The sequence below is a fragment of the Roseivirga seohaensis subsp. aquiponti genome, from assembly GCF_001267955.1.
Classification (GTDB): domain Bacteria; phylum Bacteroidota; class Bacteroidia; order Cytophagales; family Cyclobacteriaceae; genus Roseivirga; species Roseivirga seohaensis.
The window spans coordinates 148609-170527 of record NZ_JSVA01000017.1 but is presented as its reverse complement, the minus strand read 5'-3'; the positions used below and the strand labels follow the sequence as shown (position 1 = coordinate 170527).

Genomic DNA, 21919 nt, shown 5'->3' with positions numbered 1-21919 from the left:
ATGAGGGTTTGAGAGCTAAATTGAAAGTAAATGAATATTAACATACATATTGGTAGGCAGACAGTGAAGTGCTTTCTATTCCCGCACTACGCATAGCCAAACCGTCAAACAAAAAAAGCACCTCTCGGTGCCTTTCAATTCTTCATCTTCATTAAGTTCGTTTCACCACTTAATTGGCATTTCTGCAATGGTGTTCTCCCAGCCTACCATCAGGTGAGTACCGCCTTCCACTTCTTTAAACACCATAGAAAGGTATTCGATTGGTTCGTCAGACTTGCTTACTGGGCCATCAACTCTCGCTACTTCTTTGCTGTCTTTCAAAGTGTAATTTCCCCAAGTGTTGAGTTTGCTGTGTAATACAAAAGTCCATTTGTCGGTATTGGGGATTGCAAATAGGGTATAGGTTCCTGCTTTTACTTTTGCAGTGCCAACTGTTACATCTTGGTAAAAAGTGATTTCATTGGCTTCGTTAGCGCCTAAACGCCACATTTGGCCAAACGGAGCCGCTTTTTCGCCTAGCATAGTTCTGCCTTTTAATTGAGGACGGCTGTAGTAAATTTTGATTTTAAGGTCTTTTACGGGTCTGCCCATTACTTCATCCAATGGTTGTTGGTCTGGGAAATAAGCAGCATCCATTGGGCTTGCATCTGGCCCTGGGAATTTCTGTGCTTGCGCATTGAAAGTGACCAACAAGGCCGCAAAGGCAAAAAGTGTAATGATTGATTTTTTCATGGTTGTGTTGTTTTGTTTGTTTAATGAATGCTTTGAACTCTAAATTAAGGCAATAGGTTTTGCCAGCCTCAATAGAAAAACAGATAAGCGATAAATATAGCGGCAATTACGCCCACAAGGTCGGCTATAAGACCAGCGGTAACGGCATACCTAGAGTTTTTAATATTCACCGAACCGAAGTACACGGCCAGTACATAAAATGTGGTTTCGGTAGAGCCTTGGAACACGCTAGATAGTCGACCAACAAAAGAATCGGCTCCGAAGGTGCGCATGGATTCCACCATCATTCCTCTGGCGCCACCGCCACTTAGCGGTTTCATTAAAGCAGTAGGGAGGGCATCCACAAAATCGGTGTTCATGCCAGTAAGGGCAAAAACTTCGCGAAGCCCATTTACAATAATATCTAAAGTGCCCGATTGACGAAACACGCCAATGGCCACCAAAATGGCTACTAAATAAGGGATGATCTTAATGGCTACATTGAAACCATCTTTCGCGCCTTCAATAAATGCCTCGTATACGTTGATTTTGTTTTTTAGTGCCAGCCCAATAAAGGAGGCGATCACTGTAAAGAGAATAAGGCTACTGGCTACCGAAGAAATCACTTGCACTTGCTCTTGCGGAATGCTTTGGAAATAGTAAATGGCAAAAACAATAAAGGCCGTGAGCGAGCCTAAATAGAGTAGTATGGTTTTATTGAGCAGGTTAATTCTTTGGTAAAGTGCAACCGTAACCAACCCCGCCAAAGTAGAAAAGAAGGTAGCCAATAAAATAGGGATGAAAATATCTGCCGGATTGGCTGCGCCTTCTGTAGCCCTGTAAGCCATAATCGAAACAGGAATAAGCGTTAAACCCGAAGTGTTCAATACCAAAAACATAATTTGGGCATTGGAGGCAGTGTCTTTGTTGGTGTTTAGTTCTTGCAAACCACTCATGGCCTTTAAGCCTAGTGGAGTTGCAGCATTATCGAGCCCTAAAAAGTTCATTGAAAAGTTCATGACCATAGGGCCAAATACGGGATGGTCTTTTGGAACATCGGGAAAAATTTTGGTGAACAGCGGACTAATAAACCGGGCAATAATGGCCACTACACCACCTTTTTCACCTACGCGCATAATGCCCATCCACAAAGTTAAAACTCCAGTTAAGGCCAACGAAAGCTCAAAACCTGTTTTCGCCATGTCGAAAGTGCTTTGGATCATGGCCGGAAAAACTTCGGTATCACCAAAGAAGATCAGTTTGATGAACGCGACCACAAAGGCGATGAGGAAAAAGGCAACCCAGATGTAATTTAAAGCCATGGGTGAATTTAGAATTAAGATTGACGATTTACAATTTTGTTGGTCGGGGTGCTATTTTGTAAAAGGTTTTTCAAACCAAATTCATCAAATGCACTGCTGCCATACCAGCCGTTTCGGTACGCAAACGATTGGCGCCTAGGCTTACTTTTACAAAACCTGCGGCCAAGGCCATTTCCACTTCGCGTTCGCTGAAATCTCCTTCTGGGCCAATCATCACTAAGTTTGAAACCGAGCTGACTAGTTTATCTTTCAACAAAGCTTCGTTTTCAAAATCCACATAAGCCATAAACTTATGGTCGGCTTGGGCTTCGTTGATAAAGTTTTTGATGGAAGTCAGTTCATCGAGTTGAGGCATAAAAGCCTGACCCGATTGCTTCATGGCACCAATGGCCTTTTTTATAATTCGATCCAGCTTCAATACTTTTCGTTCCGAATGGTCGCCCAAAAGGAATGAGATTCGGTCTACGCCCAACTCTACCGCTTTTTCCACGAACCACTCGGTGCGGTCTAGGTTTTTGGTAGGGGCAATGGCCAAATGTCTGAAAGTGGAATATGTCTTGACATCTTCTTTATTAATAATTTCGAAAGCGCACTTTTTATGATGTGCTTCGGTAATGTTAGCGGTATAAAAGCTGCCTTTGCCATCGGTAAGTTGAATGCTATTGCCTGATTTTAAGCGCATAACTTTAACGGCATGCCTCGACTCTTCGTCATCTAAATGCAAAGTGCCTGCGGGAATATCGGGTTGATAGAATAAATGCATAAACGGGTTTGGTCACTAAAATAGGAATAGATGCCTTGATTTCAATTATATTCGTTGCGAATGAAGGCAGAGAGAATTTTTTCACCCCAACAATACCGCTGGATTCAGCTGGTCATCAACCTGCTTTTTATTGCGGTTTGGTTCTTTGCCAACGAAGGCCTTTCGTTTTGGGACGATTATACTTACCTCAATTTTGCCAATGAAATCAATCAAGGCACTTTCGAAGTGACCACCAACCATTTCACAAGTAGGTTGGCCTTGATTTACCCCACCGCTTGGTTTATTGACCTCTTTGGGATTAACCAATACAGCATGGTGATTTTCCCCATGCTATGCGGTTTGGGCCTCATCAACCTCTTTTTCTTTTTGGGGAATAGGGTGAATTACTGGATCGGACTTTTGGGCGGAATGCTCATCCTTTGTGATTACCACATGATCAATTTTGCCATTCATCTTTTTCCAGAACTGCCATTAACGCTCTGCATTTTTATATTTCTGGTGGGCTATTATTTGGTGTTGAAAAATGAAGCCGATTATCGGCTGACTGGATTTATAACTGCCACTGCATTACTGGGCGCATTTCTGATTAAAACCACGGTGTTTCTATTGTTGCCGCTGCTGGCTTACCTATTTATTACCGACAGAATTAATAGAAGGAATAAAGGTTTTTGGCGCATCTTCATCAGTTTGGGGATTTTCTATTTTCTGCTCCACGGTTTTTGGTATTTAGAAATGAAAGGCAGCTTTATGTATCGGTTCGAAAATATCGCTAACAACCATGTGGCCACCGTAAAAACCTTTTTCGATAAAGAATCGCTGCTTTGGAAACGCCTGACTTATCTACCACTCATTACCTTCACCAAGGGCGGTTACTTTATTCCGCTGCTATTGGCTTTGCCTGCCATAATTGGCTTAAAACGAAAAGATTTCAACCTAAAACAAGCCGATAAATTTTGGCCGATTGCTAGCCTTATCTTAATGCTGAGCTATTGGTTCTTTTCCACCAACTGGCGGTATTATAGTCCGTTACCCCTAGAAACACGCCACATCGCTTTTTTCATTCCTGCTTTTATAATGACGGCCGTTACTTTTTGGCCTCAGCACAAATGGTTTGAATTATTGAAAAACAAAGCCGTACTGATTGCAGCAATACTTGGCTTTTTGATGATTCCGGCTTACACCATTTACAAATCCGGCAACCGAGGTTTTAAGGCAGAGCAAAGCATTGTACAGCAATATTTGGTGGAAGATAAAGCAGCCCAAACCGTGATTACCGATGGACTCAACTCTTACGGCTATCCTTATTTTTACAATTTCGACAAAGTTGAAGATAAGTATTTCTGGTTTTCAGAAATGGATTTTTCTCAAATCGAAGTTGGTGATTATGTGCTGCTGAATGAAGCCTACTTCAATGAAGAATATAACGATACCGCCAATTTTGCCGCCTTTAAAAAGGCCGTTGCTGAAAAACAATGGCGCCTCGATTTAATTGAGGAAAAGAGAAGGGTGAGGTTTTATAGAATAACGAAATCTCTTTAAGACCTGGCAGGTTTTTGAAACCTGTCAGGTTTGCTACGAAAAATTCTTGATCACCCTCTAATCCCTAGCGCTTAATTCTTTAGTTAGATTTTTGGATTGATTCAAAGCCTGAGAAATAAAGCAACAACCCTTTTCCTACTAAGTAAGGACTATACTTTTACTCAAATAATTCGTTAATTTGAATTATGGACATTCAAGCAGAGAAGCGAGATTTAATTCAATGGTTGTCAGGACTCAGTGATCTTCGAATGATCAAACTTGTCGGGACACTAAGAAAGGCATCTGAAGCAGGTTCAGGTTCAAAACTCACCAAAGCTGAAATATCCGCTATCGATCAAGGCTTGAAATCCATAAAAGAAGGAAAGGTTAAATCTCATGAGGATGTTATAAAACTCACAAAGAAAGAATTTCCTAATCTTTTCCATTAACTAACTATAAGAACATAAGAAGGGCAGTGATCAGAAAGCAAATCACACTTTTCTATAAGGTAGAAGATGAAACAATCATCTTGGTTCGCTTCTGGAATACTCACCAAAACCCAGAATCCCTTAAAATCTGACTTAAAAGATGAAAAGGGCAGGGTGAAGCTTTATAGAATCAGGCTTTGATAACAAATTCATCTCTATCACTTATTCCTCAGTTCGAATTTTGGATTGATTCAAAGCTTGGGAAATGAAGCAACAACCCTTTTCCTACTAAATAGGGGTTATACTTTTATTGCTATAATTCGTTACTTTGTACTATGGATATCAAAACAGAGAAACTTCATTTAATAGAGCGACTGATACAATTGCAGGACGCTACTATTGTTTCTCGTGTAAATGCTTTTCTGCAAAATGCACTGGAGGAGAGGGATGAATTATTGGAAAACTCTATTGATAAAGGGGTTGAACAATCCAAGTCCAACCAAGTTCATGACCACGAGAATGTAATGTCCGAAATGCGGGCTAAGTATGGCTCATGAGTTTCGTTGTTAAATGGACAACTGAGGCCAAGTTCACTTTGAACCAAAACCTTGACTATTTGAGCAAGGAATGGGATGTATTAACCATCAATAATTTCCTTGATCGAATTGATGAAGTAGTAAATTCAATTCAACAAAACCCTAAATTATATCCTGTCTATAGAAAGTCTGATCAGGTTTATAAGTGCGTTATAAATAAGCACATTACTTTGTTTTATAGAGTGTCAAAGTCAGCCAATAGAATTGATTTAATCACTTTTTGGAATACTCACCAAGACCCAGAGTCCCTTAAAATCTGATTTTTGAGGTAAAGGGCAGGATGAAGTTGTTCGTAGTTTCATCTCTTTAGATCATATTTTTAGTTTTAATTTCTAAAAATATTAGTCTGACTAATTATTTTGGTTTTTCTGTGTTAGCTTTGATTCTACTTTCACAGCAAGCTGCATATGTCATTTGATAGAATTAAGGAGAAGTTGAATATACTGGCCGATGCCGCCAAATATGATGTTTCCTGCTCGTCTAGCGGAAGCAAGCGTACCAATAAAGAGAAAGGCTTGGGGAACTCCTCGGGCATGGGAATTTGCCACAGTTATACTGAAGACGGCAGGTGTGTCTCATTACTCAAAATCTTAATGACCAATCACTGCATATTTGATTGCGCTTATTGCGTTACGCGCAGAAGCAATGACATTAAGCGAGCCGCTTTTAAAATTCAAGAGGTGGTTGACCTTACCATCAACTTCTACAGAAGAAACTATATAGAAGGCCTGTTCCTTAGTTCTGGCATTTTTAAAGATGCTGATTACACCATGGAAAGGTTGGTGGCTGTGGCTAAGAAGTTAAGGTTAGAGGAGAAGTTTAATGGTTACATTCACCTCAAATCTATTCCAGGGGCTTCAGATGAATTAATGCGCGAAGCTGGCCTTTATGCAGATAGACTGAGTGTGAATATAGAAATCCCTACCGTTTCTGGTCTCAAACTTTTAGCGCCAGAGAAAGATCACAAGGATTTTTTGAAGCCCATGGCGAAGGTCAAAAATGAAATCATTCAGTATAAATCGGAGAAGAAGATTATTAAAAGCACACCTAAGTATGCACCTGCTGGCCAAAGCACTCAAATGATTGTGGGGGCAACAGGTGAGACCGATCAGCAGATTCTTCTTACTTCAGCTTATTTCTATAAGGAATTCAATTTAAAGCGTGTGTATTACTCTGGCTACGTGCCTGTGATTGCAGATGAACGTTTGCCTAAATTGGGCACGCAAGTACCAATGCTTCGCGAAAATCGACTTTACCAAACCGATTGGCTGATGCGCTTCTACGGTTTTGACGTGCGCGAGATTGTTGATAAAAACAATCCTAATTTGGATTTAGAAGTAGACCCGAAGCTGGCTTGGGCGCTACGTAACCTGCATGAATTTCCGGTAGATATAAATAAAGCTGATAAATTTATGTTACTGCGTGTACCGGGAATTGGCGTCAAATCGGTGAGTAAGATTATTCAGGCCAGACGTTTCAGAAAACTCAATTGGCAACATTTGGCTAAACTTGGAATTGCCTCTAATAGGGCGAAATACTTCATTACCTGTGAGTCTTCTGAATTTGAAAAGAGAGACCTAACGGCCGAACAAATCAGAGGATTCATTCTTCAAAATTCATCTTCAAAATTTCGCAAACTCGTATCTCCACAATTAAATGTATTCGGATAGTCTCAATTTAAATTTAACGGATTGCATTCTTGAATACGATGGGAGTTTCGATGGCTTTTTATGTGCCGTGCATGAGTTTTACCTTTTAAAGCTTAATCAGGTTGAAATTCAAAAAGAGGGAAGTGCTCAAGGGGCTTTGTTCGCTAAAAGAATCAAGGTAATTACCCAATTACCGCTAGCCGAAAAAGTATGGAAGCGATTTAAAGTTAGGATTGGAGGTTCAGGTTGTAGTCAAATTTTTCGTGCTTTTCTGAGTGAAGAAATTGGGATTGAAAATACTTTGCTTCGTTATATTCAGCATGCTCTGAGCGCACCTCGGCCAATTCATTCAGATTTCTCTCATCCCGATGTGCTTAAGGTATCGCAAGTGGTGAAAAGTGTAGGTAGAGAAAAGCATAGAATGGAAGCCTTTGTAAGGTTTAGACGCACTAAAGATGGAATTTATTTCGCCCATATAGCCCCAGATTTCAATGTGCTTCCATTGATTTCAAAGCATTTTCAAGAGCGCTATGCAGACCAAAAATGGATGATTTATGATGAAAATCGCCACTATGCACTTTATTATGATTTAAATAAAGTGGAAGTTGTTGAGCTGCGCTTGAAAGAAAAGCTCGAGTTGCATAAAAACCCCGAGGGTGTATATGATGAACAAGAAATTGAATTTCAAGAGTTATGGAAAGACTATTTTAAAAGCACGAATATCAAATCGCGTAAAAACGATAAACTGCATACACAGTATGTACCCAAACGCTATTGGCGTTATTTAACGGAGAAACTTCCTGGTAATTAGTGTCACATTCTGAGATAAGATGACCCGTAACTGGTGCTTGCCTGCCTAGCGGTAACCAGCACTATTGAAAAAAAAGAGTGCCTTTTTAGACACTCTCAATTTCTAATGCTGGAAAGTGATTTCCTTATTTCTTAAACTGCTTTGAAACAATGAGATCTTTGGTGCCGTGGTTCTGTATGTAAGCTTCCCCAAAACTAGTACAGTTTAAAAATAGAATTTATAACTTTAATAACTGTAATATGAGAAACCCTAGTGCTCACCTGTGGTGAGTACCTATTTTGTTATGCAATTTGAGTGCATAATTTAGAACATAACAGAAAGACCAGCTTTAGAAACAAGGATGGTTTTTTAATATATTAAGCGTTGAGAAGTGGGATAAGACCAGTCTGCACTACAAGTGCTAATTAGTGAGTAATGTCAATCAAATGGAGCACTAAATATAATTTGGTATGATTTATTTAAATCGGTTTCTAAATAGCATTTACATTTCAAATGTGTTTAAAAGATTATTGGTAGCACTTGTTTTTAATTTCATAGTGATGACCTTGTTGGTTTTTCTTTTAAATGCTGGTGTTATAGTTTTTGTAGGTGCATTTCTTCTGCAGCTTTTTGCCTTTTCAATCCTTTTGGTTCTCGCCTTGATTTTCAAGCGAATAATGAAGCCTTATCATCAATATGTCTTCTTTTTTCTAGGGTATTGTGGGCTTCTATTTGCGATTTGGAGAATTAATGATTCTCCTCAGAACAACTTCTTGTTAAATTTGCATGGCTCTAAGGATTTTTGGATCATTTTGTTTCCGTTCTTAATTTCCAACCTGAGCCTGTATTTGCTAAGTTTCATTATTAAGAAATTTAACAATCCTCTTACTGAGTAATATAGCCACTGGTGCTCACTTAGCGGTAACTGGTGCTTGCCTGCCTAGCGGAAAGCGGACTTGTCGTTCATGATTTCTTTCTAAATAGAAACAAAAAAAGAGTGCCTTTTCAGACACTCTCAATTTCTAATTTGGAAAGTGATTTCCTTATTTCTTAAACTGCTTTGAAACAATCAGCTCTTTGGTACCGTGGTTCCAAGAATAGAAACCTTCGCCAGATTTTACGCCTAAATAACCAGCGGTTACCATATTCACCAATAGCGGACAAGGAGCATATTTTGGGTTACCGAAGCCTTCGTAAAGCACATTCATAATGGAAAGGCAAACGTCTAGCCCAATAAAGTCAGCCAGTTGCAAAGGCCCCATCGGATGCGCCATGCCTAGTTTCATTACCGTGTCAATTTCTTCAACACCCGCCACGCCTTCAAACAAAGAAATGATGGCCTCATTGATCATTGGCATCAAAATACGGTTGGCCACAAAGCCAGGGTAATCATTTACTTCCACAGGCACTTTGCCCAACTTCTTTGAAGTTTCCATCACCAAAGCCGTCACTTCAGCCGCAGTCGCATAGCCGTTGATCACCTCTACCAATTTCATGACCGGAACAGGATTCATAAAGTGCATTCCAATCACCTTGTCAGGTCTGTTGGTGGCCGCACCAATTTTAGTAATTGGAATAGAAGAGGTGTTGGAAGCCAAAATACATTCAGGCTTGGTGAAGGCGTCTAAATCGCGGAAGATTTTAAGCTTGATGTCTACGTTTTCGGTAGCCGCTTCAATCACCAAATCGGCATTGGCTACACCAGTTTTAAGGTCGGTGTGGGTGGTAATATTCGCTAAAGTCGAATTTTTAGTGGCTTCGTCAATTCTTTCTTTGGCCACCATTCGATCCAAATTCTTTTCAATGGTTTTTAGGGCTCTTGCCAAAGCGTCAGCAGAAATATCTACCAAATTTACAGCAAAGCCGCTTTGCGCATAAACATGAGCGATTCCGTTGCCCATTGTACCCGAACCAATTACTGATATATTTTTCATAACCTATGTTTGATTTTTCTATCCTAAGCACAAATATAAAAGGGTGTTTAAGAAAATTGTTTCATCAGCGGGTTTATTGCCAAAGCTATTTCCATATTTGCCCTATGCTACTTGAAATTTGTGCCAATTCCATAGAATCTGCCCTCAACGCCCAAAATGGGGGAGCCGATAGAATCGAACTCTGTTCTCACCTAGAAGCCGATGGACTCACGCCCAGCCACGGTTTGATTAAACTCACCAGAGAACTGCTTCAAATTCCTTTGTATGTGTTGATCCGTCCGCGAGCGGGTAATTTTGTGTATTCCAAAATGGAAATGGAACTGATGAAAGAAGACATTCGCCATTGTGCCGAAATGCGCTGCAATGGCGTGGTGATTGGTTGCCTTAATGAAGATAGAACCATTAACGAATATCAAACGGCAGAACTGCTGGAATGTGCTGGTTTTCTAGATGTTACTTTTCACAAAGCTTTCGATCAAGTGCCCAACCCTTTCGAGGCACTGGAAACATTGAAGGAAATCGGGGTTCAGCGCATACTTACTTCGGGCACCGCCCCAAATGCTTTAGAAGGTTTGGACATGATAGGCGAGTTGATTGAAGAGGCCGAAGGTGAAATGATTATTATGCCGGGCGGAGGCGTAAGGCCTAACAATTTGGAACGCTTATTTGAAACAGGCGCTACGGAATATCATAGCGCAGCCATTCCCAAAAACGAAAACACCACCAGTATAGAAATGGTGAGGGAATTGAAAGAGCTTTTAAGAAGGTCTAATAACGCGTTTTAAGTTATCATGCCCTCGAGCTTCTTAGGTTCTTTGTTAATTGTGAAATTCCAAAGCCTCTGAACCTACGGAATGATTTACAAAACATGTTATGTTTAACCGCAAAGACCATCACTTACCGTCATTCTGATGAGCCCGGAGTGTAACGAAGGGTGAAGTAAGAATCCGTCTGTGTAATACATGTCTCGTCCTGATTTAAGATGACAGTTATCAATTGTTTTTGTCAACCTATTTCAGGATGTGACCTGTTTTTTGAGGGATACTGAGACTTTCCAAACTTCATAATCAGCATAACGCCCCGATTGATCACATCCCAAGCTTTGCTTTTTCAAATTTGTATGTGTGAACGGTTTATGGTATGGTGTCGTGCGGGATTACGAAGTAATTTCCTATCAGCATACACCGACTTTTTTTACGAGCCACAAACCTTCGAAAACCTCTGAAACCCTCATGCACTATACCATGTGTTGTATGCTGGCGTTTATTCATCTATCCAGTTTACTTTTTTAATCATGCCCTTTTTGATACTATCTATCAATGAGTATGCGGTCAAACTTAGAATCGAATCAAGTTTTTCTATTTCTATCAGTTTTCTCAATGCTTTTTCTTCAAATGTGTTCGAAAATTCTACTGCTGTCCACATCCGAACTGTGATAATCTTATTTTCCAAAAGGTCAAAATATAAACCATGTAAGGATTTGTCCTTTCTTATTTTTAAAACAATATCCATCAACTTTTTATGAATCTTATTCGCTTTTTTCGAATCTCCGTCAAACAAAAGTTCTACGTGATTAGTGGCTAGTTCAATATAATCTGTAATCAGCTTATCCAATTCTATTTTTTAAATAATTCGTTAATTTATCAAGTTCTGATTGGTCATATTTTAATGGAACAATCATAAGAATAGCATATTCCTCAATCTGTTCTTGATTCCATTTCTTGACTGCTTCAATCATTTGATTATCCCAGTTGTCAATCCTGTTTTTAAACATTTGTCCAGTATAGCTGTCAAATTCGAAAAACATTTTTTCACTATCTGAATCAGACAAATAGCCCTTTTCTTTTGATAACTTAATCCATTCTTCGCTTACCATCTTATGAATATCAACAATCAATGGGCTTGTAGCGAAAAAGTCAATGTCGTCACTGTCCAGCTTGTCGCCATACCTAATCTTACCGAGTAGTTTGTGTAAGGCATTTATATGTTTGTATTCTTCAAGTTTCATATTTGCAGGGTCTTTCTTTCGCTTGCATGCAACATTATGTATCGGTCACATTTATGACCGTTATTTTTCCAATAGTTTACAAAAAGTGACCGTTAGCGACCCAATATGGTATGCTATACGCACCTTTTAACAAGCAATAAGTTTAGTGAAATTAAATATAAAACAGTAACATTCATTGGCTATTTTGTATTTAATAACCAATAAAGCTAGGATTGGCCATCTTTGCGAAACTCCGTGCCCTTTGTGGTTAAGTTAACTGTGAGATTGCTTCACGTAGTTGCTTGCACTTCGATAAGAATTGGCAGGTTCGCAACGCTTACGCCCGAAGCTTCAGCGAAGGAGCAATGACGCTGCGAATAACCCTTTGCGGTTAAATAGTCATAGAGATTGCTTCACGTAAGCTTCATCACTTCGATGTGCACTTGCAGGTTCGCAATGACGTTGAGTAGGCCTTTGTGGTATAAATGTTTGGGTTTCGCGGTGAGGCATCGGTCACGGTCATTGCGATGAATTGGCAGCCGCTAGGCAAGAATTCAGAAGCAATCTCTTTAATAAGCTATATGTACGCAGCTCAATTCGCAGTGTATACATTTTGTAATCTTTGCGAAGCTTTGTGCCCTTTGTGGTTAAGTAATCTGTGAGATTGCTTCACGCACACTCTTTCACTTCGATGTGCGTTGACAGGTTCGCAATGACGTTGAGTAGGCCTTTGTGGTATAAATGTTTGAGTTTTGCAGTAAACCATCGGTCACCGTCATTGCGATGAATTAGCAGCCGCTAGGCAAGAATTCAGAAGCAATCTCTTTAATAAGCTATATGTACGCAGCTCAATTCGCAGTGTATACATTTTGTAATCTTTGCGTAACTCCGCGTCCTTTGCGGTTAATCCATCATTGAGATTGCTTCACGTAAGCCTATTCACTCCAATAAACTGTATAAGGTTCGCAATGACGTTGAGTAGGTATTTGTTCTGTTTAGGGTTGAGTTTTGTGGTGAGCCATCGGTCAGCGTCATTGCGATGAATTAGCAGCCGCTAGGCAAGAATTCAGAAGCAATCTCTTTAATAAGCTATATGTACGTAGCTCAATTCGCAGTGTATACATTTTGTAATCTTTGCGTAACTCCGCGTCCTTTGCGGTTAATCCATCATTGAGATTGCTTCACGTGTATTTCTTCACTTCGATGTGCAGTTGCAGGTTCGCAATGACGCTGCGAATAGTCCTTTGCGGTAAAAGCAGTCATCCCATTTAATTACCTCATTTGTATTTTAATCTATTACTTATAACTTTGTATAACATACAATGTATAACTAATGAAAAACAAGGGGCTAGGTGAGTTTGAAGAGTTGGTGCTTTTGGCAGTCTGTATTTTAAAAGGGGAGGCTTACGGCATTAATGTAAAACAGGAAGTAGAAAAGCACAGCGGTCGCTCGATACTTTTGGGGGCGGTGCACATTACACTTTACCGTTTGCAAGACAAAGGTTTGCTCAAATCTGAAATGGGCGGCAATACCGAAAAACGGGGCGACAGACGCAAACGCCTTTTTGAAGTCACTCCTTCGGGCATGCGCCAATTAGAAGCCGCTCAAGATGTTCGCCAAAAAATGTGGCAGTTGATTCCGCAACTTAATGCAGGTCACTAATGCCTAAGAAGAAATTCAATACGCCTAAACTCGCCAATTGGTTGGCAGCTAAGTGCATCAATAAAATGTACTTGGAAGAGTTTTTAGGGGACTTACAAGAAATTTATGAAGACAGAATGCTGGTCAAAGGCAAGCGGTATGCGCGGTTCATGTATTGGATCGATGCGCTCCATTTGCTTATAGGATTCTCTTCTTTTTCACTTTTCAAAACTCAAAACAATAACACCATGATGGTCAAAAACATGTTTAAAATTGCCTGGCGGAATGCCATCAGGCAAAAGCAATTTACCGTGCTTAATCTGCTCGGTTTAATGATCGGAATCAGTATTTCGCTCACAATCGGTCTTTTCATTCACCATGAAACTACCTACGATACTTTTCTACTCGAGATAGATCGGGTATATCGCGTTAATCAACCCAACATATGGTCTGATTGGACCGCACAAATGTCGAATACAGGACCCAATGTGGCGCTGGCTTTGCGAGAAGAAGTGCCGGAATTCGAGGAAGTCACTCGAATCATGTCCTTGGGCTCACAAATCACGAATTATAAAGCCGAGGCTAAAAAGGACAAATCCTTTGAAGAAAGTGCCTTCTTCGCTGTGGAAAACAACTTTTTCGAAGTTTTTCCTTTTGAGTTTTCAGAAGGAAACCCAAAAACAGCCATTGAAGCACCTAATAGTATGGTGATAACTCAAAGCACTGCCGAGCGCTATTTTGGTTATGAAAGCGCCATAGGAAAAACGCTTGAAGTAAAACAATGGGATAATACCTGGCAAAGTTTTGTGGTGACGGGGGTTTTGGTGGATGTACCAAGTAAATCTCACCTACAATTTGATGTTTTGGTGTCGCTGAACAGCTACCAAGCCCAAATGGACCGTGATGGTTGGAAATGGATTTGGACGGCTTTTGGTACTTATGCAAAGGTAAATGACGGTACGAATATGGCTGCCTTGAACGATAAGATTCAGGCGATTCCCCCTAAATATGCCCCTGCAACCACGGAACGAATTTTCAACCAGAGCTTTGAAGAGTTCACGGCTGGAAATCCTTGGAAATTGACCTTACAGCCTGTGAAAGAGATTTATTTGTCAGAAGAACCTCCTTATAATGCTTTTGGCCCTGTGGGCAATCCGCAGTTCGTTAAAGTGTTTATGGCCATTGGGATTTTGGTCTTGGTGCTTTCCTGCATCAACTTTATGAACCTTTCTACAGCTCGTTCTTCCAATCGCGCCAAGGAGGTAGGTATAAGAAAAGTGCTGGGTTCCGAAAGAGGTACTTTGATCAAGCAATTCATTTTTGAGTCTACTTTGTTTGTGGCGGTAAGCACCGTGGCAGCACTCTTTATTGTTAATTCATCTTTGAGCTGGTTCAATGCTATTTCGGGGAAAGAATTACTGCTTACACCTTATTTGAGCCACCCCACTTTTATTGCGGTGTTACTGGTTTTCGTTTTACTCTTAGGTTTTATTGCAGGAAGTTATCCAGCTTTCTACCTGTCTTCTTTCAAACCCATTCAGGTATTAAAAGGTAAAATGAGCGCAGGCTTTAAGGGGAAAGGCATTCGAAATGGGTTGGTGGTTTTTCAATTCACCATTTCCATGACGCTGATTATTTGTGCTTTCTTCGTCCAGAAGCAGCTGAACTATACTTCCAATTTAGATTTGGGCTTTGCCAAAGAGAATGTTTTGCAAATCGGCAATATTGAGCAAATGGGCTTCGATACCGAACGCCTCAAAACTGAATTGGCCACTATGCCAGCCTTTACCAAAGTAGGAAAATCCTTTGGTGTACCGCCTTATGTTGACTCGGGTGATCGGTATAAATCTACGGAGCCAGAGGCACCTGTGGTAGCTTTGAGCAACTTACGTGTAGAAGCGGATTACCTGGATGTATTGGGCTTAGAGTTTTTGGCAGGTCGTAACTTTGATCAAGCACTGACTACCGATCAATACAAAGTGATTCTGAATGAAGAAGCCGTGAAGGTATTGGGCTGGGGAGGCGATGATTCGACTAGTGCTGTAGGTCAATTTGTGGCTTTGGCATCGGGCAGCGAGGATAAATTTGAGGTGATTGGCGTGGTGAAAGATTTCAATTTCAACAGTGTTCGTCAAGAAATTGCGCCTCTAATTTTCATTAATATTGACAATGATAAGGTATGGGATTATGGCGCTGGCCTTTCTTTCTATTCCATGCGTTTGAATCCCCAAGTTGTCGCCAGCCCTGAAGATTTACAGGCTGTACTCGATCGAGTCGAAGCAAGTATTAAGGCAGTGGATGCTACCATTCCTTTCGAATACAGTTTTCTGGATGAAGACTTTGAAAACACATTTCAAGAAGAAAACCGAATGAGTTTAGTACTCAATATTTTTACTGTAATGGCCTTAATCATTGCCTGCTTGGGCCTATTCGGTTTGGCTGCTTTCTCTGCCGAACAAAGGCTGAAAGAGCTAGGTATCCGCAAAGTTTTGGGAGCCAGAGTTTCGGAACTGGTGCTGCTGTTCTCTTCTGAGTTCACCAAACTATTTTTAATTGCCATGTTATTGGCATCACCTATTGCTTACTTTTTAGTCGATCAGTGGCTGAGTGATTTTGCTAATCGTACGCCTATTCATATTTGGGTGTTTGCTGCATCTACTTTAGGTACTTTGGTCATCGCCATTGCAACCATTAGTTACCAGTCGCTTAGGGCAGCCCATAAAAACCCTGTTGATACGCTGAGGAGTGAGTAGCGGATAATTGGTATCTCAGGTCTTATTTTTCTAAGATCTGAGATACAAAATCATTTTATATATGGGGATTTTTCTAGTAGAGAGAGCGGTTTGTTCAATTGCTTTATTCAAAGAGATCATCTGTTACATAAAAATAAAACTCTCGAGTACGAGCTGTTTTATCGTCATCCCAAGGTCTAAATTTATTCCAAGCTTTGTAGGCGGATAAATCGATTTTGGCTTTGAGTGTATCCCCATCTATTATCTTGTAAATCCTCAAATAGTGAATTTTCGAGTTGAGTTCATCTGGCGTCATTGCGGTTTGGCTACCAAGAGAAATATGCTCTAGAATCTTATGTTTAGACCCACCACCATACTCATTGTCATATCGCTTTCCAAGTAATACAGAGTCGGCCTTTACGGTACTTAGAATCTTTAAATCACTATTGTCTTCGTTTTCGAAAATTTGATTTTCAGTGCTATATGAGATGTGAATAGTGTTTGGACTCTCATTTTGAATATATGCGGTTTGATCGGTATAAAGTATGTCAGGGGACGTTTCTGTGCAGGCGCTAAAGAGAAACAGCGGAAGGGCAAATGAGATTATCTTTTTCATTGAGTATAGTTATATCGGTGGTAAATATAATTATTGTATTTCTATTTATGTTAGTTTGAATAGATTGGTTTTCTATTTTTTCTAAATTGGCTATACAAGTTTAAGTGTGATAAATGGGTTGAGAAATTCTTTAGGTCAGAATTATCAATATATGCGGCTGCGATTTTCTCTTTTATGGGCACTTTTATTTTCATTACAGAGGTCTTATCTTGTAAGGTGAGAGAGTTCATTTTTTGACTCATACTAGCTTTTCATAACCTTATAGAATGAGATTTTTTTTACGCCTAAGCCTAATTTTAGTTTGTTGCTTTTTTGTTCAGAGGACTGACGCTGAACAATTGGAGCAAAACCAATTTTCTAAATACAGTCAAAAAATTGCAGGCTCAGATTTAGTTATTCCAATGGTACCGATTACCGGAGGCCAATTTAAGGCTGGAAGTCCTTTGAGTGAAAAGGGAAGAAAGGAAGATGAAGGGCCTGTTCATCAAGTTTCGGTAGATGATTTTTGGATGGGAAGCTACGAGGTAACCTGGGACCTTTTCGAACTCTTTTTGTACCGCGAAACCGACCATGAACTTTCGGAAGGCGCTAGAGAAGTTGATATTCAAATTGATGGAATTTCTGGAGCAACCATGCCCTATGTAAATTTCAATAAACCGGGTTATCCATTAATAAATGTGACCCAATACGCTGCTGCCACTTTTTGCAAATGGTTAAGTGCCAAAACGGGACATTTCTATAGACTACCTACCGAAGCAGAATGGGAATATGCAGCTAGAACCAATAGTGAAAAGGCATTTCCCTTTGAAGCAGATGCCATTGATGATTACGCTTGGCACAAAGGGAATAGTAGCGAAAATCTACAAAAGGGAGGCCTGAAAACTCCAAATAAATGGGGTTTGTATGATATGTATGGGAATGCATCCGAATGGGTTTTGGATAGTTACGACCCCAACTATTATAAAGAAATTGAAGGAGTTAAAAACCCAGTTCTATTTACCGATGAATTATACCCAAGGGTAGTGAAAGGGGGCTCTTTTAAAGATGATATCGATAGACTAAGACCAGCAGCACGTGGTTTTTCTGACAAAAGCTGGAAAAAAAGAGATCCACAAATTCCTAAAAGCCTTTGGTGGTTAACTGATGCTACTCATGTTGGGTTTCGCATTGTAAGACCAAAAGTAGCCCCTCCTAAAGCTGAGTGGGAAAAATATTGGGGTAAGCCTATTAAAGAATATTAATCGAAATGTTATGAAAGACTTTACTGAAACAAACTTTACTACCAGAAGAAAATTTCTAGAAACTACCGCACGAGTGGCAGGAACGGGTGCTTTATTAAGTGCACTACCTCTTTCCATGAGTGCTTTTGTTGGTGGGGCAGGAGAAATAAAAGTAGCACTAGTGGGTTGCGGTGGAAGAGGCACAGGTGCTGCTTCCCAAGCCATTGAAGCTGATCCTGATGTGCGTTTGGTGGCCATGGCAGATGTGTTTGCCGACCGATTGGAAGAAAGCTATAAAGGGCTATCTGCAAAATATGCGGACCAAGGAAAAGTGAAAGTGACAGAGGCCTCTAAATTCACCAGTTTTGATGGTTATAAAAAAGCCATTGATATGGCAGATGTGGTCATTCTAACAACACCACCAGGCTTCCGCCCTCAACACTTTGAGTATGCCGTTCAGCAAGGCAAGCATGTATTTATGGAAAAGCCCGTTGCTACCGATGTAGTAGGAATTAAGCGAGTATTGGAAGCAGGTAAGCTAGCCCGTCAAAAGAAGCTCAATGTGGTAGTAGGACTTCAAAGGCATTATCAGAAGAACTATAGAGAAGTAGAAAAACTAATAAAAAATGGAAGTGTAGGCGATATCGTTTCGGGACAGGTGTATTGGAACAGCGCAGGTGTTTGGACAAGGCCGCGCGTAGCAGGACAAACCGAACTTGAATACCAAATGCTCAACTGGTATTACTTTACTTGGATTTGCGGAGATCATATTTTAGAACAACACATCCATAACATAGATGTGGCCAATTGGTACATCGGTGCACGTCCAATTTCAGCGCAAGGTATGGGAGGGCGAGAAACTAGAATTGGAAAAGATACTGGCCACATTTTCGATCATCATTTTGTGGAATTTGTATACCCAGAAGGTCAAGTAATCTCTAGCCAATGTAGACATCAGCGCGGATGTATGAACAGGGTAGAAGAGGTATTCCAAGGCACTAAAGCAAATATTACTGTGAACGGTGGGAATATTGGAATTGTAAAAGGAAGAAATGGTCAGTCCATTTTAAACTACAACGGACAGAACGATATCAATCCATATCAGCAAGAGCATAATGAATTATTTGCGGCCATAAAAGCAGGAGAGCATCGCCTAGATGATGTTGATTATGGAGCTGAAAGTACCATGACCGCCATCATGGGCAGAATGGCCACCTATTCTGGACAAATGATTACTTGGGATGAAGCCATGGCCAGCGATTTAAAGTTAGTTCCAGATCTCAATTCATTTAATGATGAAGCCCCAATTTTACCTGATGCCAATGGAGTTTATCCTGCCGCTGTTCCGGGCAAAACCAGATTCTTTTAATTCCAGACTATGAAACGTAGAAACTTTTTTAAGACGGGCTTACTGGGTGCATCAGCCGCTTTGGTTGCAAATCCATATAGTGCCTTTGCTAATGCAACAACCCAAAGCGGAACGTTTAAACTGAATTATGCGCCACATTTTGGAATGTTTAGAAGTTTAGCCTCTGGGGGTGTTTTGAACGAATTAGACTTTATGCATGAAGCGGGTTTTAGGTCTATGGAAGACAATGGAATGAAAGGCCGAAGCGTAGATGAACAAAAGCAAATTGCCAGTAAAATGGAAAAGCATGGAATGACCATGGGCGTTTTTGTGGCGCATACCATTTTCTGGACGGAACCAAATTTGACTTCAGGTAAACAAGACTGGAGAGATCAATTTCTGAAGGAAATCAAAGAATCCGTTGAAGTTGCCAAAAGGGTGAATGCCAAATGGATGACGGTGGTTCCCGGTCATGTAGATTTGCGTAAAGACATGGGCTATCAAACTGCCAATGTGATTGAGTCATTAAAACAAGCCGCAGCTATTTTGGAGCCGCACGGTTTAACCATGGTGCTTGAACCGCTCAATTTCAGAGATCACCCGGGGCTTTTTCTTACGAAATCTGCTCAGGCTTTTGAAATCTGTAAAGCGGTAGACAGCCCTTCATGCAAAATTCTATTCGATATTTATCATCAGCAAATTCAAGAAGGAAACCTAATTCCCAATATAGATTTGAGTTGGGACGAGATTGCTTATTTCCAAGTGGGGGATAATCCTGGCAGAAAAGAACCAACTACTGGCGAAATCAACTACAAAAATGTGTTTAAGCATATTCATTCCAAAGGATTTAAAGGAGTAGTAGGAATGGAACATGGTAACTCTATGTCTGGAAGAAAGGGCGAAGAAGCAGTAATTGAAGCCTATCGTCAGAGCGATAGCTTTTGACTTTAGAACAAGCCTACTTTGTATGTAATGGAAAGTGATAGATTGAAGTTAGGGTCTCTTACTTTCCAGAAGCTGCCTTATCTAAAAACCAAATCAGGTTACCATGGGTAGGCTTTATGTAAGTTGCTGGATAGCGCTCACAGTCGCCAGTGATACTTAGGATTTCGTTTACTTTTTCAGCTTTTGCATCACCGGTTACCAGAAAGCAAACTTCTTTGGCGTTGTTAATTACTGATCCTGTAAGTGTAATTCGTTTTTGGCCAGATATTGGGTGCTCTGCTACTTCACAAACATCCTTTGAAGTGAGCAATTCCATTTGATGAGGGAAAATTGAAGCGGTGTGGCCGTCTTCCCCCAAACCAAGTATTATTAAATCGAATTGCGGTAAACCGTTAATCGGAGGTAGGTTTTCGGATATAAGTTTTCCATAACGGACAGCCTCTTCATCTGGGTCGCATTCACCGAAAACTCGATGTATATTTTCTTCAGGAATTTCTAAATGCTGAAAGAGGTACTCGTGCGTCATTCCATAATTACTTTCTCCAGAAGTAGGTGGTACACAGCGTTCATCACCCCAGTAGAAATGGAATTTAGGCCATTCAATTTTGTCTGAGTATTTATTTACTAGAATTTCAAATAGAAGTTTGGGGGTTGAACCACCTGAAAGTGCAATATTCAGTCTATTCACTTCTTGCTGAATTTCACACAGGTAATCTGCAAAGGCTTTTGCTGTAGCCTCGGGGTTTTTAAAGGTTTTTATTTCCATTGAATTAAAATCTTAACTCTTATTCATATTGGTGACTTCTATGGCAGTTGAAGCAATTTTTAATTTGCCATTGCTTGCCTTTATGGCTTCTAAAATTTTAATGTAGAGCATATCTTTTGTAGTTCTACGCATTTTGTAATTCACAATGTAGCGAAGCGTAAAAGTCATCCAACTTTCGTCAAAAGACATACTTACCATAGGTGTGATTTGTGCATTTTCTACATACAAACTCTGGGTCATTTTATTCCATGCATCTTGAGAGTTTTTGGCAAAGTCTCCCAATGACTCGTCCATAATGTTCAGAAAAACTTCTTTGGCATATTTGTAATCCGACTCGGTTTTGAGCGGAATCTTCATTTCATCCCATAAAAAAGGAAAATCAGCTGAATAGTTGAAAACAGGCTCTTTGAATACAAAGCTGTTCGAAATTCTTACAATCCTACCGTTGTATAAATCTCCATTTACCCACTGACCAACTTCCATAAGGGTGGTGCGCAAAACGCCAATATCCATTACATCGCCTTTAATTCCGCCAAGTTGAACACGGTCGCCAGTTTTATAGAAGTTTCCAAATACAATGGCCAACCAACCCGCAACACTTGTAATTACCTCTTGCAAGGCAAAGGCAATTCCAGCCCCAGCAACGCCTAGCGCTACACCAAAACCGCCTAAACGGTCGCTGTAAACAGTCGTAACGAGAATTATGGTCAAGAAATAACCTATGAAACTAATGAGTTTTTTAGTCCTGTGCCGGTTGTCAGCTGCTTTGATTTTTCCAGTGAATCTGTTTTGGATAAATTTAATCAGTATCCAAATGACAGATAGACCAACGAAAACGATCACCAAATTGCTGATAGTAGGGTCATTCATAAGTTCTTTAATACTCTTTTCCATAAGGCAAGAACAGGTGCTTGGTGAAAATACTTAATCTAAATCAATTTTGATGAAAACA

Annotated in this window: 21 protein-coding genes; 12 read left to right on the top strand and 9 right to left on the bottom strand. The window is 40.2% G+C overall.

Going from position 1 to position 21919, the window contains the following annotated elements:
• Nucleotides 1–162 precede the first annotated feature (162 nt).
• From OB69_RS14945 to OB69_RS14935, 3 genes are all read right to left on the bottom strand, one after another.
• A complete protein-coding gene (locus tag OB69_RS14945; RefSeq protein ID WP_053224551.1) occupies nt 163–732 on the bottom strand; it encodes a DUF2911 domain-containing protein in 570 nt (189 codons plus the stop codon).
• A gap of 68 nt (nt 733–800) precedes the next feature.
• The gene (locus OB69_RS14940; protein ID WP_053224550.1) at nt 801–2033 is read right to left on the bottom strand and encodes a nucleoside recognition domain-containing protein; all 1233 of its coding nucleotides are present in this window, start codon (nt 2031–2033) and stop codon (nt 801–803) included.
• Between the two features lie 70 nt (nt 2034–2103).
• Nucleotides 2104–2796: a 16S rRNA (uracil(1498)-N(3))-methyltransferase gene (locus OB69_RS14935; protein ID WP_053224549.1), complete on the bottom strand. Its 693-nt coding sequence runs from the start codon at nt 2794–2796 to the stop codon at nt 2104–2106.
• 60 nt (nt 2797–2856) lie between these two features.
• Here OB69_RS14935 and OB69_RS14930 point away from each other — a divergent pair, with 60 nt between their 5' ends.
• From OB69_RS14930 to OB69_RS14905, 6 genes are all read left to right on the top strand, one after another.
• Entirely contained in the window at nt 2857–4335 is a 1479-nt protein-coding gene (locus OB69_RS14930) for a hypothetical protein (RefSeq protein WP_053224548.1), read from the top strand.
• Nucleotides 4336–4520: 185 nt separating this feature from the next.
• Nucleotides 4521–4763, top strand: a complete 243-nt coding sequence (locus OB69_RS14925; protein WP_053224547.1) for a hypothetical protein — start codon at nt 4521–4523, stop codon at nt 4761–4763.
• Between the two features lie 314 nt (nt 4764–5077).
• Nucleotides 5078–5299, top strand: a complete 222-nt coding sequence (locus tag OB69_RS14920; protein ID WP_053224546.1) for a hypothetical protein — start codon at nt 5078–5080, stop codon at nt 5297–5299.
• A complete protein-coding gene (locus OB69_RS14915; RefSeq protein ID WP_053224545.1) occupies nt 5296–5598 on the top strand; it encodes a type II toxin-antitoxin system RelE/ParE family toxin in 303 nt (100 codons plus the stop codon). The genes OB69_RS14920 and OB69_RS14915 overlap by 4 nt, the downstream gene beginning before the upstream one ends.
• A gap of 147 nt (nt 5599–5745) precedes the next feature.
• Nucleotides 5746–7008 carry a putative DNA modification/repair radical SAM protein gene (locus OB69_RS14910; protein ID WP_053224544.1) on the top strand — a complete coding sequence of 421 codons (1263 nt, stop codon included), beginning with the start codon at nt 5746–5748 and terminating at the stop codon, nt 7006–7008.
• The gene (locus OB69_RS14905) at nt 6995–7798 is read left to right on the top strand and encodes a TIGR03915 family putative DNA repair protein (protein WP_053224543.1); all 804 of its coding nucleotides are present in this window, start codon (nt 6995–6997) and stop codon (nt 7796–7798) included. Before OB69_RS14910 ends, OB69_RS14905 begins: the two co-directional genes overlap by 14 nt.
• A 1022-nt stretch (nt 7799–8820) precedes the next feature.
• Here OB69_RS14905 and OB69_RS14895 read toward each other — a convergent pair.
• Entirely contained in the window at nt 8821–9711 is an 891-nt protein-coding gene (locus OB69_RS14895) for a 3-hydroxybutyryl-CoA dehydrogenase (protein ID WP_053224541.1), read from the bottom strand.
• A 104-nt stretch (nt 9712–9815) separates the two neighbouring features.
• On the opposite strand from OB69_RS14895, the gene OB69_RS14890 reads away from it, so the two are divergent.
• The gene (locus OB69_RS14890) at nt 9816–10496 is read left to right on the top strand and encodes a copper homeostasis protein CutC (RefSeq protein ID WP_053224540.1); all 681 of its coding nucleotides are present in this window, start codon (nt 9816–9818) and stop codon (nt 10494–10496) included.
• Between the two features lie 478 nt (nt 10497–10974).
• Here OB69_RS14890 and OB69_RS14885 read toward each other — a convergent pair whose 3' ends face one another.
• Together OB69_RS14885 and OB69_RS14880 are read right to left on the bottom strand one after the other, a co-directional pair.
• A complete protein-coding gene (locus tag OB69_RS14885; protein ID WP_053224539.1) occupies nt 10975–11325 on the bottom strand; it encodes a hypothetical protein in 351 nt (116 codons plus the stop codon).
• Nucleotides 11318–11719, bottom strand: a complete 402-nt coding sequence (locus OB69_RS14880; RefSeq protein ID WP_053224538.1) for a hypothetical protein — start codon at nt 11717–11719, stop codon at nt 11318–11320. Before OB69_RS14880 ends, OB69_RS14885 begins: the two co-directional genes overlap by 8 nt.
• Before the next feature lie 1312 nt (nt 11720–13031).
• Between OB69_RS14880 and OB69_RS14875 the strand changes: the two genes are divergently transcribed.
• Both OB69_RS14875 and OB69_RS14870 read left to right on the top strand, forming a co-directional pair.
• Nucleotides 13032–13361 (top strand): PadR family transcriptional regulator, encoded by a 330-nt coding sequence (locus tag OB69_RS14875; protein ID WP_053224537.1) that lies wholly within the window; start codon nt 13032–13034, stop codon nt 13359–13361.
• Nucleotides 13361–16093, top strand: coding sequence for an ABC transporter permease (locus tag OB69_RS14870; RefSeq protein WP_053224536.1), 2733 nt, complete (start codon nt 13361–13363; stop codon nt 16091–16093). The genes OB69_RS14875 and OB69_RS14870 overlap by 1 nt, the downstream gene beginning before the upstream one ends.
• Before the next feature lie 103 nt (nt 16094–16196).
• Here the strand turns inward: OB69_RS14870 and OB69_RS14865 are convergent, their stop codons facing one another.
• Nucleotides 16197–16688, bottom strand: coding sequence for a hypothetical protein (locus OB69_RS14865; RefSeq protein WP_053224535.1), 492 nt, complete (start codon nt 16686–16688; stop codon nt 16197–16199).
• Nucleotides 16689–16954: 266 nt separating this feature from the next.
• On the opposite strand from OB69_RS14865, the gene OB69_RS14860 reads away from it, so the two are divergent.
• The 3 genes from OB69_RS14860 to OB69_RS14850 are packed head-to-tail and all read left to right on the top strand — an operon-like array spanning nt 16955 to nt 20201.
• The gene (locus OB69_RS14860; protein ID WP_053224534.1) at nt 16955–17929 is read left to right on the top strand and encodes a formylglycine-generating enzyme family protein; all 975 of its coding nucleotides are present in this window, start codon (nt 16955–16957) and stop codon (nt 17927–17929) included.
• Between the two features lie 10 nt (nt 17930–17939).
• Nucleotides 17940–19277 (top strand): Gfo/Idh/MocA family protein, encoded by a 1338-nt coding sequence (locus OB69_RS14855; RefSeq protein ID WP_053224533.1) that lies wholly within the window; start codon nt 17940–17942, stop codon nt 19275–19277.
• Between the two features lie 9 nt (nt 19278–19286).
• Entirely contained in the window at nt 19287–20201 is a 915-nt protein-coding gene (locus OB69_RS14850; protein WP_053224532.1) for a hydroxypyruvate isomerase family protein, read from the top strand.
• A 58-nt stretch (nt 20202–20259) separates the two neighbouring features.
• Here OB69_RS14850 and pgl read toward each other — a convergent pair whose 3' ends face one another.
• The gene (gene pgl, locus OB69_RS14845; protein WP_053224531.1) at nt 20260–20967 is read right to left on the bottom strand and encodes a 6-phosphogluconolactonase; all 708 of its coding nucleotides are present in this window, start codon (nt 20965–20967) and stop codon (nt 20260–20262) included.
• A gap of 12 nt (nt 20968–20979) precedes the next feature.
• Entirely contained in the window at nt 20980–21861 is an 882-nt protein-coding gene (locus OB69_RS14840) for a mechanosensitive ion channel family protein (protein WP_053224530.1), read from the bottom strand.
• Nucleotides 21862–21919 lie beyond the last annotated feature (58 nt).

Coding starts and splice junctions, on each gene's coding strand:
- OB69_RS14945 (WP_053224551.1), bottom strand. CDS start 732: ATGAAAAAATCAATCATTACACTTTTTGCCTTTGCGGCCTTGTTGGTC.
- OB69_RS14940 (WP_053224550.1), bottom strand. CDS start 2,033: ATGGCTTTAAATTACATCTGGGTTGCCTTTTTCCTCATCGCCTTTGTG.
- OB69_RS14935 (WP_053224549.1), bottom strand. CDS start 2,796: ATGCATTTATTCTATCAACCCGATATTCCCGCAGGCACTTTGCATTTA.
- OB69_RS14930 (WP_053224548.1), top strand. CDS start 2,857: ATGAAGGCAGAGAGAATTTTTTCACCCCAACAATACCGCTGGATTCAG.
- OB69_RS14925 (WP_053224547.1), top strand. CDS start 4,521: ATGGACATTCAAGCAGAGAAGCGAGATTTAATTCAATGGTTGTCAGGA.
- OB69_RS14920 (WP_053224546.1), top strand. CDS start 5,078: ATGGATATCAAAACAGAGAAACTTCATTTAATAGAGCGACTGATACAA.
- OB69_RS14915 (WP_053224545.1), top strand. CDS start 5,296: ATGAGTTTCGTTGTTAAATGGACAACTGAGGCCAAGTTCACTTTGAAC.
- OB69_RS14910 (WP_053224544.1), top strand. CDS start 5,746: ATGTCATTTGATAGAATTAAGGAGAAGTTGAATATACTGGCCGATGCC.
- OB69_RS14905 (WP_053224543.1), top strand. CDS start 6,995: ATGTATTCGGATAGTCTCAATTTAAATTTAACGGATTGCATTCTTGAA.
- OB69_RS14895 (WP_053224541.1), bottom strand. CDS start 9,711: ATGAAAAATATATCAGTAATTGGTTCGGGTACAATGGGCAACGGAATC.
- OB69_RS14890 (WP_053224540.1), top strand. CDS start 9,816: ATGCTACTTGAAATTTGTGCCAATTCCATAGAATCTGCCCTCAACGCC.
- OB69_RS14880 (WP_053224538.1), bottom strand. CDS start 11,719: ATGAAACTTGAAGAATACAAACATATAAATGCCTTACACAAACTACTC.
- OB69_RS14875 (WP_053224537.1), top strand. CDS start 13,032: ATGAAAAACAAGGGGCTAGGTGAGTTTGAAGAGTTGGTGCTTTTGGCA.
- OB69_RS14870 (WP_053224536.1), top strand. CDS start 13,361: ATGCCTAAGAAGAAATTCAATACGCCTAAACTCGCCAATTGGTTGGCA.
- OB69_RS14865 (WP_053224535.1), bottom strand. CDS start 16,688: ATGAAAAAGATAATCTCATTTGCCCTTCCGCTGTTTCTCTTTAGCGCC.
- OB69_RS14860 (WP_053224534.1), top strand. CDS start 16,955: ATGAGATTTTTTTTACGCCTAAGCCTAATTTTAGTTTGTTGCTTTTTT.
- OB69_RS14855 (WP_053224533.1), top strand. CDS start 17,940: ATGAAAGACTTTACTGAAACAAACTTTACTACCAGAAGAAAATTTCTA.
- OB69_RS14850 (WP_053224532.1), top strand. CDS start 19,287: ATGAAACGTAGAAACTTTTTTAAGACGGGCTTACTGGGTGCATCAGCC.
- pgl (WP_053224531.1), bottom strand. CDS start 20,967: ATGGAAATAAAAACCTTTAAAAACCCCGAGGCTACAGCAAAAGCCTTT.
- OB69_RS14840 (WP_053224530.1), bottom strand. CDS start 21,861: ATGGAAAAGAGTATTAAAGAACTTATGAATGACCCTACTATCAGCAAT.